The organism is Pseudomonas sp. PA-7-1E (genome assembly GCF_021605325.1).
GTDB lineage: Bacteria > Pseudomonadota > Gammaproteobacteria > Pseudomonadales > Pseudomonadaceae > Aquipseudomonas > Aquipseudomonas fluorescens_BV.
In genome coordinates, this window is record NZ_WKFA01000080.1 from 1 (window position 1) to 21,170 (window position 21,170).

Consider the following 21,170-nt stretch of genomic DNA (forward strand, 5'->3'; position numbering starts at 1 on the left):
TTTTGGGGGGGGGGCTCTCGCCCCCGCGGGGCAGGAAACAAGCGCTGTCTTGGGGGGCCGCCCCCCCCCCGAGCGGGAGCAAGCTCCCTCGCCACAGCAAGCCGGGTTCCTACATAGGGTGTTACTTGGCCGACTTGATCGCCGCGCCAAGCTTCTTGGCCGTGTCGGCCGGGTCGGCTTTCGGGTCGTTGATAAAGTTGGTCACGACATCAAAGAACGCACCTTGCACCGCCAGGGTGGTGGCCATGTTGTGCGCCATGCTTGGCTGCAGGCCGCCAGTCTTGGCGTCGGCCAGGAAGTCCTTGGCGGCGGTCTGGGCGCAGGAATCAAAGCCGTAGGATTCCATCTTGGTCAGCATGTCGTTACGCACAGGGATCGAGCCCTTGTTGATGCTGAACACCTTCTGGAAGTTTTCACCCAACACTACTTTGGCGATGTCCTGCTGACCCGCAGCAGTGCCTTTGTCTTTCTGCTTGAACACCGCCAGGGAGTCGATGTTGTAGGTGAAGGCTTTATCAGTGCCCGGGAACGCTACGCACTCATAATCCTTGCCAGCGACTTTCTTGGCGGCGGTCCACTCGGACTTGGCCCAGTCACCCATGATCTGCATGCCGGCCTTGCCGTTGATGACCTTGCCAGCTTCCAGGTTCCAGTCCTGGCCCTTGCCGTCGACGTCCATGTAGGTCGCGACTTTCTTCAGCTCGGTGAGGGCCTTGACCATTTCCGGGCCGGTCAGTGCGCCGTTATCCAGGTCGACCAGCGCTTTCTTGTAGCCATCAGCGCCCATTACCGAAAGCACCACCGCTTCGAACACGGTGCTGTCCTGCCAAGGCTGGCCGCCGTGGGCGAGCGCAATGAAGCCTGCAGCCTTGAGCTTGTCGCCCGCTGCGTAGAATTCTTCGAGGGTGGTTGGGTTCTTGGTGATGCCGGCTTTCTTGAAGACTTCCGGGTTGATCCACAGCCAGTTCACGCGATGGATATTCACCGGCACGGCCACGTAGTCACCGTCGTATTTCACGGTGTCGGAGACTTTCTTGTCGAGCAGCGAATCCCATTTTTCTTCTTTGGCGACGTCTTTGAGCACGTCGGTGTCGAGCAGGCCAGTAGAGGCCCATTCCTGGATATCGGGGCCTTTGATCTGGGCAACGCCTGGCGGGTTGCCAGCGACCGCACGGCTTTTCAGCACGGTCATGGCGGTGGCGCCACCGCCGCCTGCCACTGCACCGTCTTTCCAGGTGAAGCCGTCTTTCTCAACTTGGGCCTTCAGGACATCCACAGCCGCTTTTTCACCGCCGGAGGTCCACCAATGCACCACTTCCACCGTACCTTTGGAGTCGGCGGCAAATGCACTGAGGGGGAACAACGAGGCAATGGAAATAGCGACGGCGAGGCGATTAATCGCGTTCATCTGAGTACCTTTTCTTGTTGTTATGCATGCAAGTCTAGAGCTTGCGCTGCACGGAGTTTAAACATGGATTTTCGGGGCGCAGGTAACAAAGGGACGCACAAATGTCACCACCTGGTGACATAGCATCCGCTGCCCAATGCACTGGCCAGGCTGGGTGCCAAGGGCAGTGCAGGCAGCACGACCGCTTGCCAGGCATGGTACAGGTCAGGTTTGCCGCCCCAGATTTTACTGCTGGGTTGGTTGTGCGGGCTGAGTTCGTGGTGCCAACTGCCCTGGAGCCGGTCGATGAAGTGGGTTTCGCAAAACTCCCAGAAGCGTCGGTACCAGGTTTCGTAATGCAGCTCGCCGGTACGTTTGAGCAGCGCCTGAGCAGCGGCGCTGGCTTCAGCATGGGTCCAGTGCAGGCGCTCGCGTACCACCGGGCGCTGGTTCCAATCCAGAGTGTAGACAAGGCCCGGCGCACCATCCACCGCCCAGGCGTACTCGCAGGCACTGGCAAACAGGCCTTTGGCGTCGCTCACCAGCCAGTCCGGCGTGGCCAGCTTGGCCTTGAGGCGCGCAGCTTCAAGGTGCAGCAACAACCGCGCCCATTCGAAACCATGGCCGGGGGTGATGCCGTAGGGGCGAAAGCCATCGGCGGGGTTGTCTTGGTTGTAACCGAGCAACGGCTTCCAGTGCGCATCGAAATGTTCGATGACCATGAATTGATTGCCAGCGGCATGGGTGTGGATCACCCGTTCGACGATGCGCAGCGCACGGTCCAGCCAACGTGTATCACCACTGACATCGGCCAATGCCAGGAAAGCTTCGGTGGCGTGCATGTTGCTGTTGGCGCCACGATAGGCTTCGACGCCGCTCCAGTCCCGGGCAAAGGATTCAAGCATGACGCCCTCCTCTTCGCTCCAGAAGAACTGGTCGATGATATGGACGGCGTCGTTCATTAATGTGCGCGCACCCGGCGCGCCGGCCACCACGGCAGAGCTGGCGGCGAGGGCCACGAAGGCGTGCAGATAGGCGGCCTTGCCGGTGTTGCCATCAGCCGCCTGGGGCGCGGCGAACCAGCCACCGTGCTCACTGTCACGCAGCGGGCCGCTGAGCGCTGCCACACCGTGCGCCACCAGTTCGGCATAACCCGGCAACCCCATGGCATGGGCCATGGCAAAGCTGTGGGTCATGCGCGCGGTGTTCATGGTTTCGGCGCGAGCATTGGCCGGCAACTGGCCTTTATCGTCGAGGTTGCCGAACCCGTCCGGCAGGCGCGATGCCTTGGCGAACGCCAACAGGCGCTGGCCTTCCGCGGCGAGCCAAGCGTGATGGGAAGGTGCATTCAGCCAACTGCTGGCAGGCAGTGGGTGGGTGGTCATGGGTGGCCCTTATTGTTTTTTTGGGATGACCGGAGTCTAAACAAGGGCGCGGCAGGGGCAAGTAACGAAGGGGAAAAGAAATGTCACCGAGTGGTGACAATCAACACCCGAATGTAGAAGCGAGCTTGCTCGCGAAAAGCTCACAAGCGCCGCGTTTATTCCAGGGAACCTGCGTGATCGTTAACGTTTTTCGCGAGCAAGCTCGCTCCTACAGAGGATGATTTTGAGTTCATTGACCCAGTGGGGTGACCGCAGCAGGCGCATTGAGACGCTGATTCAAGTTCTGCACCTGGCTCTGCAAGGTGGTGATATTGCGCGTGGTCTGGATGCGGAACACGTCAAATTCCTTGTTGGTCGGCGCGTCGATATTGGCCGGCTGGTTTTCCTGGGCGCTCTTGAGCACCAGCACGTCCTGCTCGAGGCGGGCGATGGCCGCGCTTGGGTTGCCTTGTTTCTTCAAGGCCGCCACATCGGTGGCCAGGCCCTTGCTCTCGGCCTGTGCTGCCGTGAGGCTGGTGACCGCGTCAGTGAGGGCCTGCACCTGGCCTTGCAGCTTGGTATTGGCCGCTGTCAGCTCGGTGTTGCTGGCGCTCATCTGGGCCAGGCGGCTGTCAAGTTCGGTGGTTTGACCGGCGACGCCCAACTGTTGCTTGCCCTGCTCCTGCAACTGGGCTTCCAGTTGCTTGATCTGCAGCTTCAAGGCTTCGCTGCCGTTGTTCACATTCGCTTCGCTGGCCACGACCTTGCCGGAAATCGCCTGTAGCCGTCCTGCCGCTTCCTCGCTGATGCGGGCAAAGCTTTCCTGGGTGGCAACCAACTGCTGGCCCATCAGGGAAATCTGCTGGAAGCTCCACCAGGCCAGGCCCGCAAAGGCGATCAACAGCGCACCGACCAATGCCCACAACGGACCAGTGCTGGCGCTCTTGACCTTGACCACGGGCGTCGTTCGCGAACGCACCGACGTCGCGGGGGTCGGCACGAAATCATCGTCATCCCCAAGGTCGGCCCGCAGGCTGGGAACGTTGTCGAAGTCGTCTTTAGCATCGTTACGCATGAATCTACCCTGAATCAATGAGATGGCTGGCTGTAAAGCCGAGCGGCAGGAGTATAAACCGCACTCCCGGCGCATGGATCGACTCGGAACCTGGAATGGGGTTCCCGAAGTGTTGCTGCTTATGAGGTTATTGGCGGCCCGGGTCCTGGGCTTTCCACCAACTGCAGAACTCGTCGAGCGCGGCCCACAGGCTGACCTTGGGCTCGTAGTCGAGATAATGCCTGGCGCGACTGATGTCGAGGGTGAAGTTTTTATTCATCACTTGCATGCCCAGACGCGATAACGCCGGTTCCGGCCGCCCCGGCCACATCGCGCAGAATGCCTCGTTCAACGCCGCCACGCTGTAGGACAAACCGTAGGATCGATAGCGGGTCACTTGGGGCAGCTCCATCTGCCGCATCACGTAGTTCACCACATCCCAGATCGGCACCGGTGCGCCATTGCTGATGTTGTAGGCTTTGCCCAGGGCCGAGCCGGTGGCGAGCAAACTGCTGAGCAGCGCCTCGTTGAGGTTGTGCACGCTGGTGAAGTCGACTTTGTTCAAACCGTCGCCGACGATCGCCAGACGGTTCTTGCGCTGCATTTTCAGCAAGCGCGGGAAGATACTCATATCGCCGGCCCCGGTGACAAAGCGTGGGCGCAGGGCTATCACTTGCAGGCCGAACTCCTGGGCGCCGAACACCTTCTGCTCGGCCAGGTACTTGGTAGCGGCATAGGGATGCTTGAAACGCTTGGGCACTTGCTCTTCGGTGAGCCCAAGGTGATCGCGACCGTCAAAATAGATCGACGGCGACGACAGGTGCACCAGGCGCCCCACGCGCTGTTTCAGGCAGGCTTCGACGACGTTTTCGGTGACCAATACGTTGTTCTGGTGGAAGTCCTGGTACTTGCCCCACAGCCCGACGGCGCCGGCGCAATGCACCACGGCTTCGACATCGCGGCACAGGTCGCGCACAAGGTCGGCATCATTCAAATCACCCTGGATGAACTCGGCACCGCGCCGCACCAGGTGTTCCACACCCTCGGCGCGCCGCCCGTTGACCCGCACGTCCAGGCCCTGCTCAAGGGCGAAGCGCGCAAAGCGCCCGCCAATGAAGCCGCTTGCGCCGGTGACCAGAATTTTCATGTCGTACTCCGTGTTCTTTCATTTTTCATCGCTCTTGCCTTGACGCGCGCCATCACTCCAACGGCACCAACCAATGACCACACACATCGGCCAGATGGTCGGTCAACAAGCCCAACAGTTGCCCGCCACTGCGCCAATGATGCCAGTACAGCGGCACATCGATGGGCTTATCTGGCAATAACTCGACCAATACACCGGTTTCCAACTGGTCGCGCACCTGCAATTCAGGCACCAGGCCCCACCCCAAGCCGGCTTCCGTCAGGCGGATAAAACCTTCGGATGACGGGCATAGATGGTGTTCGAAACCACCGTCCACGCCAAGGGACGCCAGGTAGCGGTGCTGCAGGAAATCATCCGGGCCGAACACCAGCGCAGGCGTGCGCGCCAATTGGTCGGCCCGCACGCCTCCAGGAAAATGCCGCGCCAGAAAGGCCGGGCTGGCCAGCGCCCGATAACGCATGGCGCCCAGCAACAGGCTGCGAGCACCGGCCACAGGACGCTCGCTGGCACAAATGCAGGCCGCCACTTCACCGGCGCGCATGCGCTTGAGGCCCACGGTCTGGTCTTCGACCACCAGGTCCAGCAACACATGCTGTTCGGCGCAGAAGTCGCTGACTGCTTCGGCCCACCAAGTGGCGAGGCTGTCGGCATTCAGGGCAATGCGCAGGCGCTCAGGCATGCCCTCCTCGTCCAGGGCCGGCACCTGGCTTTGCAGGTCACGCTCCAGCAAACGCACCTGCTGCACATGGTTGAGCAGGCGCCGACCGATATCGGTGGGCGTTGGCGGCGAGGCCCGTATCAACACCGGCTGGCCGACGCGCGCCTCCAATAGCTTGATGCGTTGGGAGATGGCTGATTGCGACAGCCCCAACACCTGGGCACCGCGCTCAAAGCCGGCTTGTTCCACCACCGCCGCCAGGGCGGAAAGCAATTTATAGTCGAACATCAGTTTCTCTAATGAGCGATCAGCAATATTGGTTTTTCTTATACAGCCCCGACCCGCACCATAGCCAGCATCGTTTGAGCATCAACAAGGATCTCCTTCTATGTGGCAAAGCTATATGAACGGTTTGCTGGTGGCCCTCGGGTTGATCATGGCAATCGGCAGCCAAAATGCATTCGTACTCGCGCAGAGCCTGCGCCGCGAACACCACTTACCCGTGGCGGCGTTGTGTGTGATCTGCGACGCACTGCTAGTGGCCGCTGGGGTATTCGGGCTGGCCACCGTGCTGGCGCAGAGCCCGATACTGCTGGCGGTGGCACGCTGGGGCGGCGCAGCGTTCTTGCTCTGGTATGGCGCATGCGCGCTGCGCAGGGCCTGCTCGAAACAGAGCCTGGACCAAAGCGACAGCCTCAAGACACGCTCAATGCGCGCCGTGCTGCTGAGCGCTTTGGCGGTCACCTTGCTCAACCCCCATGTCTACCTGGATACCGTCCTGCTGATCGGCTCCCTGGGCGCGCAACAAACCGAACCCGGTGCCTACGTAGCCGGTGCAGCCAGTGCATCGTTCCTGTGGTTCGCCACCCTGGCGCTGGGTGCGGCATGGTTGGCACCCTGGTTGGCACGCCCGGCCACCTGGCGCCTGCTGGACGTGCTGGTGGCCGCGATGATGTTCTCGGTGGCCTATCAACTGATCAGCGCCTGAGCAATATTCCAAAACGCTCTGGAACCTCTATCCCACACAGTTGTTGCGTGGTTATGCCGCACCCCCGGTGCTATGATCGGCCCCCTGCGCCGCAAAGAGTACAAACTCCCCGGCGCATGTTTGGCCGCCCGTGATCGGCCTTGCGCTCACCGCAACTGACCTGATTAGGAGAATCATCATGGCTTTCGAATTGCCGCCGCTGCCCTACGCACACGATGCCCTGCAGCCGCACATCTCCAAGGAAACCTTGGAATACCACCACGACAAGCACCACAACACCTATGTCGTGAACCTGAACAACCTGGTGCCTGGCACCGAGTTCGAAGGCAAGACCCTGGAAGAGATCGTCAAGTCTTCCTCGGGCGGCATCTTCAACAACGCCGCTCAGGTCTGGAACCACACTTTCTACTGGAACTGCCTGGCGCCGAACGCCGGCGGCCAACCAACCGGCGCACTGGCTGAAGCCATCAACGCTGCGTTCGGTTCGTTCGACAAGTTCAAGGAAGAGTTCACCAAGACTTCGGTCGGCACCTTCGGTTCCGGTTGGGGCTGGCTGGTGAAAAAGGCTGACGGTTCCCTGGCCCTGGCCAGCACCATCGGCGCCGGCAACCCGCTGACCAACGGCGACACCCCGCTGTTGACCTGCGACGTCTGGGAACACGCCTACTACATCGACTACCGCAACGTGCGTCCAAAGTATGTAGAAGCGTTCTGGAACCTGGTCAACTGGAAGTTCGTGGCTGAGCAGTTCGAAGGCAAGACCTTCACTGCCTAAGCGACGCTTGCAGTAAAAAGAGCCCGGCGATTGCCGGGCTTTTCATGGGCGCCCTGATTGCCATGCCAGAAATCCCGGAACCCAACGGTAACTATTCACCACACAAACGCCAGGAGGAATAAACCTCCTGAATCAATGTGGAGAATGACAATGGATCCTATTTCAACGGCCGCGGGTGCAGTGCCAATGTTATCCGGTCTTCTTGAGAAGGGAATGGACCTGGCGAAAAGCGCACTGGACTTGACGAACAAACTCGTAGACATCGCGGGTGAACAGTCAAAGGTCGGAGGGGAAGAGCAACAGCCAGAGGGTAAGATCAATTTTTGAGAGCGTCGCCAAACAGAGGGCGGATCTGTTCCGCCTTCTTCTTCTCTGCCCGACGTCCAGCCCACGCCTCAAACGCCCTGACATAAGCGGGTATCCCTCCACGTTTATCCAGCCCCTTCAATTAATCTCAAGCCCGAATGTCCCTTTGACTGCCATCACCAGATTGCCAATACTCATGGCATATTGACGGCCACCCGCATGAGACAAGGAATGCCCCTTTGAAGCTGGAACTCAAGAACAGCTTGTCGGTGAAGTTGCTACGGGTTGTGCTGCTTTCGGCATTGATCGTGGGTGTGGCGCTGAGCGTGGCGCAGATCGTTTTTGATGCCTACAAGACGCGCCAGGCCGTGGCGGGCGATGCCCAGCGCATCCTCGACATGTTTCGCGACCCCTCGACCCAGGCCGTGTACAGCCTGGATCGCGAGATGGGCATGCAGGTGATCGAAGGTCTGTTCCAGGACGACGCTGTGCGCATGGCTTCCATCGGGCACCCCAACGAGACCATGCTGGCGGAAAAAAGCCGTCCTTTACAGCAGTCGCCCAGCCGCTGGTTGACCGACCTGATTCTTGGCCAGGAACGCTCCTTTACTACTGCGTTGGTGGGCAAGGGCCCCTACAGCGAATATTACGGCGACCTGAGCATCACCCTCGACACCGCCACCTATGGCCGAAGTTTTCTGGTCAGCTCGGTCATCATCTTTATCTCGGGCGTATTGCGCGCCCTGGTCATGGGGCTGGTGCTGTACCTGGTGTATCACTGGATGCTCACCAAACCGCTGTCGCGGATGATCGAGCACCTGACCTCGATCAACCCGGACCGCCCCAGCGAGCACAAGATCCCTCAGCTCAAGGGCCACGAACGCAACGAACTGGGGCAGTGGATAAACACCGCCAACCAATTGCTCGAATCCATCGAGCGCAATACCCACCTGCGCCACGAGGCCGAATCGAGCCTGTTGCGCATGGCCCAATACGACTTCCTGACCGGCCTGCCGAACCGCCAGAAGTTGCAGGCGCAACTGGACAAAATCCTCACGGACGCCGGCCGCCGGCAACGCCGTGTCGCGGTGTTGTGCGTGGGGCTGGATGATTTCAAGAGCGTCAACGAGCAATTCACCTACCAGGCCGGCGACAAACTCTTGTTGGCGCTGGCTGATCGCTTGCGCGCCCATAGTGGCCACCTGGGCACGCTCGCCCGCCTGGGCGGCGACCAGTTCGCCCTGGTGCAAGCCGATATCGACCAGCCCTACGAAGCCGCCGAACTGGCGCAAAGCATCCTTGATGACCTGGAAGCAGAGTTCGCCCTTGAGCATGACCTGATCCGCCTGCGCGCCACCATCGGCATCACGCTGTTCCCGGAAGATGGCGACAGCACCGAGAAGTTGCTCCAGAAAGCCGAGCAGACCATGACCCTGGCCAAGAGCCGCTCGCGCAACCGCTATCAGTTTTATATCGCCAGCGTCGACAGCGAAATGCGCCGGCGTCGTGAACTGGAGAAAGACTTGCGAGACGCCTTGGGCCGCGAGCAGTTTCACTTGGTGTACCAACCACAAATCAGCTATCTCGACCATCACGTGGTCGGTGTGGAAGCCCTGCTGCGCTGGCAACACCCGGAACATGGGCTGGTACCGCCGGACTTGTTCATTCCGTTGGCGGAACAGAACGGCACCATCATTCCCATCGGCGAATGGGTGCTGGACCAGGCGTGTCGGCAACTGCGCGAATGGCATGACCAGGGTTTCACCGCGCTGCGCATGGCCGTCAACCTGTCCACCGTGCAACTGCACCACACCGAGTTGCCGCGGGTGGTCAACAACCTGATGCAGATCTATCGCCTGCCGCCCCGCAGCCTGGAGCTGGAAGTGACCGAGACCGGCCTGATGGAAGACATCAGCACCGCAGCCCAGCACCTGCTGAGCCTGCGTCGCTCCGGCGCGCTGATCGCCATTGATGACTTCGGCACCGGCTACTCATCCTTGAGTTACCTCAAGAGCCTGCCCCTGGACAAGATCAAGATCGACAAGAGCTTCGTCCAGGACCTGCAGGACGACGACGATGACGCCACCATCGTGCGCGCCATTATCCAATTGGGCAAAAGCCTGGGCATGCAGGTGATTGCCGAAGGCGTGGAGACTGCCGAACAGGAGGCCTACATCATCTCCGAGGGGTGCCATGAGGGGCAGGGTTATCACTACAGCAAACCGCTGCAGGCCCGGGAGTTGACGGCTTACCTGAAGCAGTCCGAGCGCAATAACGCCGTGAGTCTTTGAATTTACACTTCGATACTCAATATTTCCCGCGTATAAGCCTTTACACAAAATGCAAATCTTTCGCATTATGTCGCAGCGTTTGCGCTCCCCGCGCGCCCTTTCAACAACCGAAGCAGGATGTTCGCCATGATTCGTATGCCCCTGGCCACCGCCAGTCTGCTGGCCATTGCCATTTCTCTCGCCGGTTGCGGCGAAGGTAAAGACAAGGCCGCCGCGCCCCAGGCACCCGCTGCCGCCAGCACTACCGCACCGGCGGCTGCCCCGGCTGGCCAGGTCGACGAAGCGGCCGCCAAGGCCGTGGTCGCGCACTACGCAGACATGGTGTTTGCGGTGTACAGCGATGCCGAATCCACCGCAAAAACCCTGCAGACCGCAATCGATACCTTCCTCGCCAACCCGAACGACGAAACCCTGAAAGCGGCCCGTACCGCCTGGATCGCCGCACGCGTACCCTACCTGCAGAGCGAAGTATTCCGCTTCGGCAACACCATCATCGACGACTGGGAAGGCCAGGTGAACGCCTGGCCCCTGGACGAAGGCCTGATCGACTACGTCGACAAGTCCTACGAGCACGCGCTGGGCAACCCAGGTGCGAACGCCAATATCATCGCCAATAACGAGATCCAGGTCGGCGAAGACAAGGTCGACGTCAAGGAGATCACTCCGGAAAAACTCGCCAGCCTCAATGAACTGGGCGGTTCCGAAGCGAACGTCGCCACCGGCTACCACGCCATCGAATTCCTGCTGTGGGGCCAGGACCTCAACGGCACCGGCCCAGGCGCGGGCAACCGCCCGGCATCGGACTACATGACCGGTGACGGTGCAACCGGCGGCCACAACGAGCGTCGCCGCACTTACCTGCGCGCCGTCACCCAACTGCTGGTCAGCGACCTGCAGGAAATGGTCGGCAACTGGAAGCCCAACGTCGAAGACAACTACCGCGCCACTCTGGAGTCGGAACCTGCGACCGATGGCCTGCGTAAAATGCTGTTCGGCATGGGCAGCCTGTCTCTGGGCGAACTCGCCGGGGAGCGCATGAAAGTGTCCCTGGAAGCCAACTCGCCGGAAGACGAGCAAGACTGCTTCAGCGACAACACCCATTACTCGCACTTCTACGACGCCAAGGGCATCCGTAACGTTTACTTGGGCGAATACACCCGTGTTGACGGTACCAAGATGACCGGCGCCAGCCTGTCGTCCCTGGTGGCCAAGGCCGACCCGGCAGCAGATGCAGCCCTCAAGGCTGACCTGGCCGCCACCGAAGCGAAGATCCAGGTGATGGTTGACCACGCCAACAACGGCGAGCACTACGACCAGTTGATCGCCGCCGACAATGAAAAGGGCAACCAGATCGTGCGTGACTCGATTGCCGCCCTGGTCAAGCAGACCGGCTCGATCGAGGCTGCTGCCGGCAAGCTGGGCATCAGCGACCTGAACCCGGACAGCGCTGATCACGAGTTCTGATCAAGCGCAGTTGAAAGAGGCGACCTGCGGGTCGCCTTTTTCATGCGCGCAATAACTGCCGCCGTTATACCTGTGGGAGCTGGCTTGCCTGCGATGGCGGTGGTTCAGTCGACTGATCTGTAACTGACACACCGCCATCGCAGGCAAGCCAGCTCCCACATTGGATTGCGGGGCGTCAGGTGGATATCCGCCGGCTGGCAGGCCAGCTCCCACAGGGGTTCTCCATCAACCGGCAGCCCTTGGTTTACAAGACCTGCACCGCAGGTAGAATGGCGCCTCTGCCCAATCACCCGAGCGAACTTCATGGCGTTGCCGACCCTGCGCATCATCGGTTTCATCATCGGCATCTTCCTGATCACCCTTGCGGTCGCCATGGTGATCCCGATGGCGACCCTGGTGATCTTCGAACGCACCAGCGACCTGCCCTCGTTCCTGTGGGCCAGCCTGATCACCTTTATCGCCGGCCTGGCGCTGGTCATCCCTGGTCGCCCAGAGCACGTGCACCTGCGCCCCAGGGACATGTACCTGCTGACGGTCAGTAGTTGGGTGGTGGTGTGCATCTTCGCCGCCCTGCCCTTTTTGCTGACCCAGCACATCAGCTACACCGACTCGTTCTTCGAAAGCATGTCCGGCATCACCGCCACAGGCTCCACCGTGTTGAGCGGGCTGGACAGCATGTCGCCGGGCATCTTGATGTGGCGTTCGCTGCTGCACTGGCTCGGCGGTATCGGCTTTATCGGCATGGCGGTGGCGATCCTGCCGCTGCTGCGCATTGGTGGCATGCGCCTGTTCCAGACCGAATCCTCGGACCGCTCGGAAAAGGTCATGCCTCGTTCACACATGGTGGCGCGCCTGATCGTGGCGGCGTATGTGGGCATCACTATCTTCGGCAGCCTGGCCTTCTGGTGGGCCGGAATGGGCGTGTTCGATGCGATCAACCATGCGATGTCGGCGATTTCCACGGGCGGGTTTTCCACCTCGGACGAGTCCCTGGCCCATTGGAAACAACCGGCGGTGCATTGGGTCGCGGTGGTGGTGATGATCCTGGGCAGCTTGCCGTTCGCCCTGTACGTGGCCACTTTACGTGGTAACCGTCGGGCGCTGATCAAGGACCAGCAGGTGCAAGGCTTGCTCGGCCTGTTGCTGGTGACCTGGCTGGTACTCGGCACCTGGTACTGGTGGACCACCAACCTGCATTGGCTCGATGCCTTGCGCCATGTGGCGCTGAACGTGACGTCTGTGGTGACTACCACCGGCTTTGCACTGGGGGATTACAGCTTGTGGGGCAACTTCTCACTGATGCTGTTTTTCTACCTGGGCTTTATCGGCGGCTGCTCGGGCTCCACCGCGGGCGGTATCAAAATCTTCCGTTTCCAGGTGGCCTACATCCTGCTCAAGGCCAACTTGAATCAGTTGATCCATCCGCGCGCGGTGATCAAGCAGAAGTACAACGGCCATCGCCTCGATGAAGAGATTGTGCGGTCGATCCTGACTTTTTCGTTTTTCTTCGCCATCACCATCTGCATGATCGCCCTGGCCCTGTCGCTGCTAGGCGTGGACTGGATGACCGCGTTGACCGGCGCCGCCAGTACCGTTTCCGGCGTGGGCCCCGGCCTGGGCGAAACCATCGGCCCAGCCGGCAACTTCGCCACCCTGCCGGATGCCGCCAAGTGGATCCTGTCCCTGGGCATGTTGTTGGGGCGCCTGGAGATCATCACCGTGTTTGTGTTGTGCATTCCGGCGTTCTGGCGTCACTGACCGACGACGTTTGCTGCAAGCGCGCCCGGTATTCACCGGGCGTGGCATCGAACCAGCGGCGAAACGCGCGGAAAAAGTTGCTCGGGTCGGCAAACCCCAGCAGGTAAGCGATTTCCAGCAAGGTCATGCTGGGTTGTGCCAGGTACTGCTCGGCCAGTTCGCGCCGGGTGTCATCAAGCAAGGCCTGGAAGCTGGTGCCCTCCTCCTGCAGCCGCCGCTGCAAGGTGCGCTGGGACAGGTGCAACGTCTGGGCCACGGATTCGCGCTTGGGCTCGCCCTGAGGCAACAGGCGGCACAGCACCTGACGCGCCTTGTGGGTCACGCGGCTTTCGGAAAAACGCGCCAGGTATTCACCGGCAAAGCGATCATGCAACAGCGCCATGGCTTCGTTGGCCGTGGGCAGCGGCGCCTCCATGTCCGCCTGCTCGAAAATCAGCGCGTCATAGGGTGCATTGAATTGCAAAGGCGCATGAAAGGCCTGTTGGTAGGGCGCCAGGTCCGCCGGCTGCTCGCCTTGCAGCAGCACTTTGCGGGGCTGCAGGGTGCGCCCGGTGAGCCAGCCGCACAGGGCCAGGGCGCTGGCCAGCGAGGCTTCGGCGCTTTGACGGGTCGGCGGCAGGTGATCGCCATGCACCGTCAGAATCAACGCATAGCCTTCGGGTAACAGTCGAAAACTCAAATCAGCGCTTTCGGCGATGATGCGCTGGTAGCGCACCAATCGCATAAAACCTTCGGCCAGGGTGTTGCTGGACATCAACGCATAACCGGCAACGTGAAACGAGGCCGGGCGCACCACCTTGCCCATGTTCAGGCCAATCGCCGGGTTACCCGACACCTCTACCGCGCGTTGCCACAGGCGGGTCATGGCGTCTTGCGGGAAGCGCGCATCGGGGTCACTGAGGGCGGCGTAGTCCAGGCCCAGTTGCTTGAACAAGGCACGGCAATCCAGGCCATCCATTTCCAGCGCCTTGACGATGCCCATCGCCCAGCTTGCAGAAGTTGTTCGTTCGCTCATGGCGTCTTCTTGTTGAAAGCAGGCTCAAACGGCAGCCAGGAAGCCAAGGATACTAAAGTGGCATCTATTGTCACTGGCTGTTAGCACTGATCACTCTAGACTCAAATAAGCTCCCCGCCGCGCACCCGTTGGCGGCACAGCAACCAGAGGGCCGGTGACCGTGGAAAACATCAAGAAATTCAACAGTTTTGCCGAGTTCTACCCGTACTACCTGAGCGAACATGGCAACAGCACCTGCCGACGCCTGCACTTTATCGGCACCACCCTGGTAATAGGCATTCTCGCGTACGCCATCGGCAGAGGCTCATTGGTTCTGCTGCTGGCGTTGCCCCTGGCAGGCTACAGCTTTGCCTGGATTGGCCACTTCTTCTTCGAAAAGAACCGCCCCGCCACCTTTCAGCACCCGTTCTACAGCTTGCTGGGGGATTTTGTGATGTACCGCGACATGATCCTGGGCAAGGTGCCGTTCTAGGGGTGTGACCTCATGTCACTTGCGCCTGAACCATTAAAAATTGTGCATCTGTGGAGATAAAAGTCTTTTTGTCATTTACGGTGCTGTATCCTGCCAAGGCTTTTTGAGAGCGCGGAATCACCTGCGATTGAAAAAACAGACCTTGCGAGGAGCGACCACGATGCACGAGATACCTAATCTCCCCTTCCCAAGCCTGCACCCAACTGAGCAGCCAACACCGCAGCAGGCCAGCGACAAGCAGCCTGAGGCCAAAGAAGCAAAACCAGTCGAGCGCGAAAGCCGAGACTGACGCCGTACCAGACCGTGTGGAAAGCGCGCCTTTGAGCGCTTTCCACACTGCCTGAATTATCCGAGACCTTCACTATGACCACTTCCCCTTCCGTCACGCCGGACGCCGCTGTACTCGACGCTGCCTTGCAGATGGTCGAAGTCTGGAACCGCCTCAGTGCCGACAAGCAAGCAGCACTGCTCAAGCGCTTCGGCACCCAGGAAAACGCCCTGGCGGCCCTGGTGACCACCCAATTGCTGGCCCCCGCCCAAGCTTGATCTGCCTTAGATCTGACGTTTTACATTTTTGCCGCCCTGCCCGGCTTGCGCACCGGTATCATTAGCAGCCTATCTTTACCTGCTGCGACAGTGGATCTCTCCCATGCCAGATACCCAGCGCCCCATGACGGTCACGCTGCAAGTCGTTTCCATCGTGCTGTTTACCTTCATCGGCTACTTGAATATCGGCATCCCCCTGGCCGTATTGCCGGGTTATGTCCATAGCCAGCTGGGCTATGGCGCCGTTATCGCCGGGCTGGTGATCAGCGTGCAATACCTGGCAACCCTGCTGAGCCGCCCCTATGCCGGTAAGATCATCGACAATCTGGGCAGCAAGCGCGCCGTGCTGCTCGGCTTGGTGGGCTGCGGTTTGAGTGGCGTGTTCATGTTGTTTGCGGCGTGGTTTTCCAGCCTGCCGGCTCTGAGCCTCGGCTGCCTGCTGGTCGGGCGGCTGGTGCTGGGCAGCGCTGAAAGCCTGGTGGGTTCGGGCGCGATTGGCTGGGGCATTGGCCGTGTCGGCGCGGCGAACACGGCCAAGGTTATTTCCTGGAACGGCATCGCCAGCTACGGCGCGCTGGCGGTGGGTGCGCCGTTGGGGGTGCTGCTGGTCAGCCATTTGGGGCTGTGGAGCATGGGCGTCAGCATCATTCTGTTGGCCGTGTTGGGTGTGCTGTTGGCCTGGAAAAAACAAGCGGCGCCGATTGTGCCCGGCGTACGTTTGCCGTTCATGAACGTGCTGGGCCGCGTGCTGCCCCATGGTTGCGCGCTGGCGCTGGGCTCCATCGGCTTTGGCACCATCGCCACCTTTATCACGTTGTATTACAGCACCCAGCACTGGGATAACGCGGTGTGGGCCTTGAGTCTGTTCGGTGCCAGTTTTATCGGCGCACGCTTGCTGTTTGGCAATTTGATCAACCGCATTGGCGGTTTTCGCGTCGCAATCGCCTGCCTGTCAGTGGAAGTGCTGGGCCTGCTGTTGCTGTGGCTGGCGCCGGATGCCCAACTGGCGTTGGCGGGTGCGGCGTTGAGCGGTTTCGGCTTTTCCCTGGTGTTCCCGGCGCTGGGGGTAGAGGCGGTCAACCTGGTGCCGGCCTCCAGCCGAGGTTCGGCGGTGGGCGCCTATTCGCTGTTTATCGACTTGTCCCTGGGCATCACCGGGCCGCTGGCGGGCGCCGTGGCGGCAGGTTTTGGCTTTGCCTCAATCTTCCTGTTCGCGGCCCTCGCAGCTTTCGCCGGTTTGCTGCTGAGCTTCTACCTGTACCGCCAGGCGCCTAAGGCCCGCGAAACACGCGACGCCTAGAAGTCGACCTTGCCGCGCCCGGCCTTGATGCTGCCGCGCTTGGTCTTGGACTCCAGGCGGCGTTTCTTCGAACCCAGGGTGGGCTTGGTCGGACGACGCTTTTTCTCGACCTTGGTGGCGCTCTGGATCAACTCCACCAGGCGCTCCAGCGCATCGGCACGGTTCTGCTCCTGGGTGCGATATTGCTGGGCCTTGAGCACCAGCACGCCTTCGCTGGTGATCCGGCTGTCACGCAGCGCCAGCAGGCGCTCCTTGTAAAACTCCGGCAACGACGAGGCCGGAATATCAAACCGCAGGTGCACCGCACTCGACACCTTATTGACGTTCTGCCCACCGGCACCCTGGGCACGAATGGCGGTCAGCTCGATCTCGGCGTCGGGCAGGTGCACATTGTTGGAAATTTCCAGCATCAATCAAAACCTTAGGCAACGGACAAGCCCAACTCGGACAACAATATCGACGCCTGGGCTTTGGAAATCACGGCGCCTTTGAACAGTTTGGCATCATTGAGGCGAAAACCGCTCAAATCTGCACCGCGCAAGTCGGCACCCGCAAAATTAGCGCCGTTGATGCGGGCATGTGCGAGGCTGCAGTCGACCAGTTCAGCCTTGCGAAAGTCCGTATCCGACAAGTCGCTGTCGGAAAAATCCAGATTCTTGAGCACACTTCGAGCAAACGACAACCCGGATAAAAAGGCACTGTTGAGCAGGGTTTCGCTGAAGCTCAGCCCCAGTGACGCGCAATGGGTGAAATTGGCGCCCGTCAGCTTGCACTGGGTAAAAGTCGCCTGGGACAGTTTGCTGCGCTGCCAACGAGTGTTGTTCAGATCGCAACTGTGGAATTGCGCCTCGAGCAGGTTGGCCGCTTCGAAAATGGCGAGGCTGGCTCGGCAGTTTTTCCACTGAGTCCCTTCCAGTCGAGAACCGAGAAACGAGGTCTGGACCAGTGTGCAGCGCTCGAACACCCAGTTGTCCAGTGCCATGCGCGACAGGTCGACGCCACTTAAATCTACTCCGATCAAGCGCAAAGGGCCGCTGTGCCGGTCTATCAAGTCTTCCAGCTCATCGCGCTGCAAGGCGCTATCGGCGACGTCGGTGTATTGCATCGGGGCCTCCGGGCATGCGGAAAAAAGAGGGGGCGATTCTAACCTGCCATACCCACAAAAAACCCGGCAGGGCGCCGGGTTTTCTGCAAGGGGAAAAGTCCTACTCCAGAACCGGACCCGTTGCGCCAATAGCCGGCCGCGCCGTGCGCTTGTTCTTGATCCAGTAACATACTGCCATGAACGCTACCCACACCGGGATCGCATATACCGACACCTGAATCCCCGGCATCATCAGCATGATCACCAGGATAAACACCACGAACGCCAAGCAGATGTAGTTTCCATACGGATACCACAACGCCTTGAACAGCGGCACCTGGCCGGTGCGGTTCATGTGCTGGCGGAACTTGACGTGGGAGAAACTGATCATCGCCCAGTTGATCACCAACGTGGCCACCACCAGCGACATCAGCAGTTCCAGCGCGTCATGGGGCATCAGGTAGTTCATCAGCACCGCCACCAGGGTGATCGCCGCCGAGGCCAGGATCGAACGCACCGGCACGCCGCGCTTGTCGATCTTCGCCAGGGCCCTGGGCGCGTCGCCCTGCTCGGCCATGCCCAAGAGCATGCGGCTGTTGCAGTAGGTACCGCTGTTGTACACCGACAGCGCGGCGGTCAGCACCACGAAGTTGAGGATATGCGCGGCGGTGTTACTGCCCAGCATCGAGAACACCTGCACGAACGGGCTACCGCTGTAGGCATCGCCGGAGGCGTTGAGGGTCGCCAGCAGGCTGTCCCACGGTGTGAGCGACAGCAGTACTACCAGGGCACCGATGTAGAAAATCAGGATGCGGTAGATCACCTGATTGATCGCTTTGGGGATGACGGTACGTGGCTGGTCGGCTTCGGCAGCGGTAAAGCCGAGCATTTCCAGGCCGCCGAAGGAGAACATGATGATCGCCATGGCCATCACCAAGCCGCCGACGCCATGGGGGAAGAAACCACCATGCTCCCACAGGTTGCTGACCGAGGCCTGCGGGCCGCCGCTGCCGCTGACCAGCAGGTAGCTGCCCAAGGCAATCATGCCGACGATCGCCACCACCTTGATGATGGCGAACCAGAACTCGGCTTCACCGAAGACTTTGACGTTGGCCAGGTTGATCGCGTTGATCAGCACGAAGAAGGCCGCAGCAGAGACCCAGGTCGGAATCTCCGGCCACCAGTAATGCACGTACTTGCCGACGGCCGTCAGCTCCGACATACCCACCAGAATGTACAGAATCCAGCAGTTCCAGCCCGACAGAAAACCGGCGAAACCGCCCCAGTACTTGTGGGCAAAATGGCTGAAGGAGCCGGCGACGGGCTCCTCGACGATCATTTCGCCAAGCTGGCGCATGATCATGAAGGCGATAAAGCCGCAAATGGCATAGCCCAGGATCATCGACGGGCCGGCGGATTTGAGCACCCCGGCCGAGCCCAGGAACAGGCCGGTGCCGATGGCGCCACCGAGGGCGATCAACTGGATATGCCGATTTTTCAGGCCGCGTTTCAGCTCGCCTGAAGAGGAATGGGGTCCACTCATGAAAAGGGTCTCACGCAAGGTTTGAAGAGTTGAATGCAGGTTGCTGCCTTGAATTACCGACTCAAGCAGCGCCGCTCAAACCCCAGCGCAGGCACCAGGAGTACAGCGTCTTTCTAACGGTCATGCGTCACCTGTTTGTTTTTATCTGTGACGAAATCGAACCCGTCCGGCTCGTGGCCAGGCGGAGTGATCAGGGGGATCAAACCCTGAGGTCTTGGCCTTTTGCGTGGGTACGCAAGGGGGGTCACAGTAAAACGCGGCGCATTGTACACCGCTCGACAGCTTCGGCACGCACCGGGAAAGTGCACAGGCAATTCTGTCAGCTAATGCTTACATCGGCGCGCCCCCCAACAACGGCAGGGCAGTTGCGTAAATCTATCGTTACACCGCGGAAATCCTGCGTTACAGCCAGACTTTGGCAGCCCTCAACGGAATTCTGTCGGAAGGCCACGTCTGAAGAATCGCTTCAGCCAATTCACTGTTTTGCCTGAATAAAAAAATCCGCCAAAAAACAGAAGAAAAAATCCAAATGAAACCGTGTCAATAAATTTTTTGCATTTCGAAACACTCTCTTCTAGGTTCTTTCCACTTGCCCGCGAAGCCCGTGGGTGAGCCGTTCTCAATCAACGTCCTCTAGGAGATACACCATGCAAGCACTGGAAAACGACCTGGAAACCGAACTGCAACTCGACGATTGGTTTGAAGCGCCGACCCATGAGGCCGCCGTTGAAATGATGCAAGCCGATGCCGTTGTGCCTTTTGGCACCGCGATGTGGCCTTTCTAATAACCGGCAGGCATCCGGCAGGCGCTGTGCACGGCGCCTGCCCCCTTACCCAAGGCACCGAAGGACACCCGTCATGGACAAGGCCCGCGCCGTCGAACACTTTCTCTACTACCTTGCTCACCACCCGGCCCTCAACGGCCTGAACCGCCCCACCGTGTTGCTGGGCCATACCGAGCGCTATGACGCCATCGCCCAGGCGATCACCCACGGCAGCGCCGCCCGCTTCAACTTCCAACTGCAACGCCTGGACCTGGCGCCCAGCGACACCCTGGCAAAGGCCATTCAAACCTGTGATCTGTACCTGTTTCTCTACGATTCCTCCACGCTGCCCAACCCACGCGCCGAAGGCCCTGACTTTATCCGCGCCCTGCAAGGCGTGATGGCCGAGCACTGGAAGAAATCCCTGCTGTTCAAGGATTACGGCGACTATTTTTACGACACCTTCAGCGTCGAGCCCCAACGCATCGCCGACCTCAACGCCACACTGATCCGGCGCATGGCCCAGGCCAACGTGCTGAGTTTTACCGACAAACACGGTTCGCGCCTGGAAGCGCCGATGAGCAGCATCAAGAAGTGGACCAATATCAACGGCGTCGGCAACCACGACCTGGCGCCCGGCGAAATCGCCACCCACAGCGAAGCCATCAACGGCCAGGTGCGGTTTGTCGGCACCTTCCTCAGTACCATCCCCTTTGCACGCAAATACGGCGTGCTGCAATCCCCGTTGGAGTTATGGATCGAGAACTCCACCGTTTGCAGCGTGGCCAGCGAAGTGCCGGGGCTGGCAGATGACTTCAACAAGTACCTGAATGCCAACCCGTCCAACCGTCGCGTGGAGGAGTTGGGGATTGGCACCAATGAAGGGGTCAAGGACCTGTATGCGCGCAATGCCGGGTTTGAAGAGCGTCACTGCGGGCTGCACCTGGGCTTGGGTGGCGGGCAGAAAGGCAGTCATCACCTGGACCTGATCTTTGCCAGTGGGGTATTGGCGCTGGATGACAAGCCGGTGTTTGATGGCGCCTTTGCCTTTTAAAAGACCGTCAGACGTGTAGAGATCCCTGTGGGAGCCGGGCTTGCCCTAATGCCAGTCAGTTAAGAGCTAGAGCAGACAACCAGTGACTTGTGGCGAGGGAGCTTGCTCCCGCCTGCATGCCGAGCCGCTGCTTGTTTTCTGCCCCGTCTTCGCCCCCGTCCTGACCATACCCCCCCCCCTTCGTTCCCCTCCTCGTTTTT

19 protein-coding genes are annotated in these 21,170 nt (G+C 60.2%); 10 read left to right on the plus strand and 9 right to left on the minus strand.

The window, feature by feature from the left end; all coding sequences use genetic code 11:
- Window positions 1–121: 121 nt before the first annotated feature.
- From GIW79_RS27565 to GIW79_RS27585, 5 genes are all read right to left on the minus strand, one after another.
- Window positions 122–1,408 carry an ABC transporter substrate-binding protein gene (locus tag GIW79_RS27565; protein ID WP_003193767.1) on the minus strand — a complete coding sequence of 429 codons (1,287 nt, stop codon included), beginning with the start codon at window positions 1,406–1,408 and terminating at the stop codon, window positions 122–124.
- Window positions 1,409–1,512: 104 nt separating this feature from the next.
- On the minus strand, window positions 1,513–2,772 hold the full coding sequence (locus GIW79_RS27570; RefSeq protein WP_236455418.1) for a D-mannose isomerase: 1,260 nt from the start codon (window positions 2,770–2,772) through the stop codon (window positions 1,513–1,515).
- 229 nt (window positions 2,773–3,001) lie between these two features.
- Window positions 3,002–3,826, minus strand: coding sequence for a hypothetical protein (locus GIW79_RS27575; protein ID WP_054896699.1), 825 nt, complete (start codon window positions 3,824–3,826; stop codon window positions 3,002–3,004).
- Between the two features lie 127 nt (window positions 3,827–3,953).
- Window positions 3,954–4,952, minus strand: coding sequence for an NAD-dependent epimerase/dehydratase family protein (locus tag GIW79_RS27580; RefSeq protein ID WP_034128528.1), 999 nt, complete (start codon window positions 4,950–4,952; stop codon window positions 3,954–3,956).
- A 52-nt stretch (window positions 4,953–5,004) separates the two neighbouring features.
- Window positions 5,005–5,898: a LysR family transcriptional regulator ArgP gene (locus tag GIW79_RS27585; RefSeq protein WP_054896698.1), complete on the minus strand. Its 894-nt coding sequence runs from the start codon at window positions 5,896–5,898 to the stop codon at window positions 5,005–5,007.
- 100 nt (window positions 5,899–5,998) lie between these two features.
- On the opposite strand from GIW79_RS27585, the gene GIW79_RS27590 reads away from it, so the two are divergent.
- The 5 genes from GIW79_RS27590 (at window position 5,999) to GIW79_RS27610 (ending at window position 13,192) form a co-directional block, all read left to right on the plus strand.
- Entirely contained in the window at window positions 5,999–6,598 is a 600-nt protein-coding gene (locus GIW79_RS27590; protein WP_236455417.1) for a LysE/ArgO family amino acid transporter, read from the plus strand.
- Window positions 6,599–6,776: 178 nt separating this feature from the next.
- Window positions 6,777–7,373 (plus strand): superoxide dismutase, encoded by a 597-nt coding sequence (locus GIW79_RS27595; RefSeq protein ID WP_003175739.1) that lies wholly within the window; start codon window positions 6,777–6,779, stop codon window positions 7,371–7,373.
- 545 nt (window positions 7,374–7,918) lie between these two features.
- On the plus strand, window positions 7,919–9,970 hold the full coding sequence (locus GIW79_RS27600) for a putative bifunctional diguanylate cyclase/phosphodiesterase (protein ID WP_054896697.1): 2,052 nt from the start codon (window positions 7,919–7,921) through the stop codon (window positions 9,968–9,970).
- 126 nt (window positions 9,971–10,096) lie between these two features.
- Window positions 10,097–11,434, plus strand: coding sequence for an imelysin family protein (locus GIW79_RS27605; RefSeq protein ID WP_236455416.1), 1,338 nt, complete (start codon window positions 10,097–10,099; stop codon window positions 11,432–11,434).
- A 303-nt stretch (window positions 11,435–11,737) separates the two neighbouring features.
- Window positions 11,738–13,192: a TrkH family potassium uptake protein gene (locus GIW79_RS27610; protein ID WP_003193780.1), complete on the plus strand. Its 1,455-nt coding sequence runs from the start codon at window positions 11,738–11,740 to the stop codon at window positions 13,190–13,192.
- Here the strand turns inward: GIW79_RS27610 and GIW79_RS27615 are convergent.
- Window positions 13,149–14,207 (minus strand): AraC family transcriptional regulator, encoded by a 1,059-nt coding sequence (locus GIW79_RS27615; RefSeq protein ID WP_236455415.1) that lies wholly within the window; start codon window positions 14,205–14,207, stop codon window positions 13,149–13,151. The genes GIW79_RS27610 and GIW79_RS27615 overlap by 44 nt on opposite strands.
- A 160-nt stretch (window positions 14,208–14,367) precedes the next feature.
- On the opposite strand from GIW79_RS27615, the gene GIW79_RS27620 reads away from it, so the two are divergent.
- The 3 genes from GIW79_RS27620 (at window position 14,368) to GIW79_RS27630 (ending at window position 16,525) form a co-directional block, all read left to right on the plus strand.
- On the plus strand, window positions 14,368–14,679 hold the full coding sequence (locus GIW79_RS27620; protein WP_034128574.1) for a DUF962 domain-containing protein: 312 nt from the start codon (window positions 14,368–14,370) through the stop codon (window positions 14,677–14,679).
- Between the two features lie 363 nt (window positions 14,680–15,042).
- Window positions 15,043–15,225, plus strand: coding sequence for a hypothetical protein (locus GIW79_RS27625; RefSeq protein WP_057975123.1), 183 nt, complete (start codon window positions 15,043–15,045; stop codon window positions 15,223–15,225).
- A gap of 103 nt (window positions 15,226–15,328) precedes the next feature.
- Window positions 15,329–16,525, plus strand: a complete 1,197-nt coding sequence (locus GIW79_RS27630) for an MFS transporter (RefSeq protein WP_057975122.1) — start codon at window positions 15,329–15,331, stop codon at window positions 16,523–16,525.
- On the opposite strand, the gene arfB is transcribed toward GIW79_RS27630, so the two are convergent.
- From arfB to GIW79_RS27645, 3 genes are all read right to left on the minus strand, one after another.
- Entirely contained in the window at window positions 16,522–16,935 is a 414-nt protein-coding gene (arfB, locus tag GIW79_RS27635) for an alternative ribosome rescue aminoacyl-tRNA hydrolase ArfB (protein WP_034128536.1), read from the minus strand. The genes GIW79_RS27630 and arfB overlap by 4 nt on opposite strands.
- 11 nt (window positions 16,936–16,946) lie before the next feature.
- Entirely contained in the window at window positions 16,947–17,630 is a 684-nt protein-coding gene (locus GIW79_RS27640; RefSeq protein ID WP_054918208.1) for a pentapeptide repeat-containing protein, read from the minus strand.
- Between the two features lie 100 nt (window positions 17,631–17,730).
- Window positions 17,731–19,152, minus strand: a complete 1,422-nt coding sequence (locus GIW79_RS27645; protein ID WP_072448466.1) for an amino acid permease — start codon at window positions 19,150–19,152, stop codon at window positions 17,731–17,733.
- A 647-nt stretch (window positions 19,153–19,799) separates the two neighbouring features.
- On the opposite strand from GIW79_RS27645, the gene GIW79_RS27650 reads away from it, so the two are divergent.
- Window positions 19,800–19,937: a hypothetical protein gene (locus GIW79_RS27650; RefSeq protein WP_003175756.1), complete on the plus strand. Its 138-nt coding sequence runs from the start codon at window positions 19,800–19,802 to the stop codon at window positions 19,935–19,937.
- A gap of 73 nt (window positions 19,938–20,010) precedes the next feature.
- Window positions 20,011–20,970, plus strand: coding sequence for a hypothetical protein (locus tag GIW79_RS27655; RefSeq protein WP_054896691.1), 960 nt, complete (start codon window positions 20,011–20,013; stop codon window positions 20,968–20,970).
- Window positions 20,971–21,170: the final 200 nt, after the last annotated feature.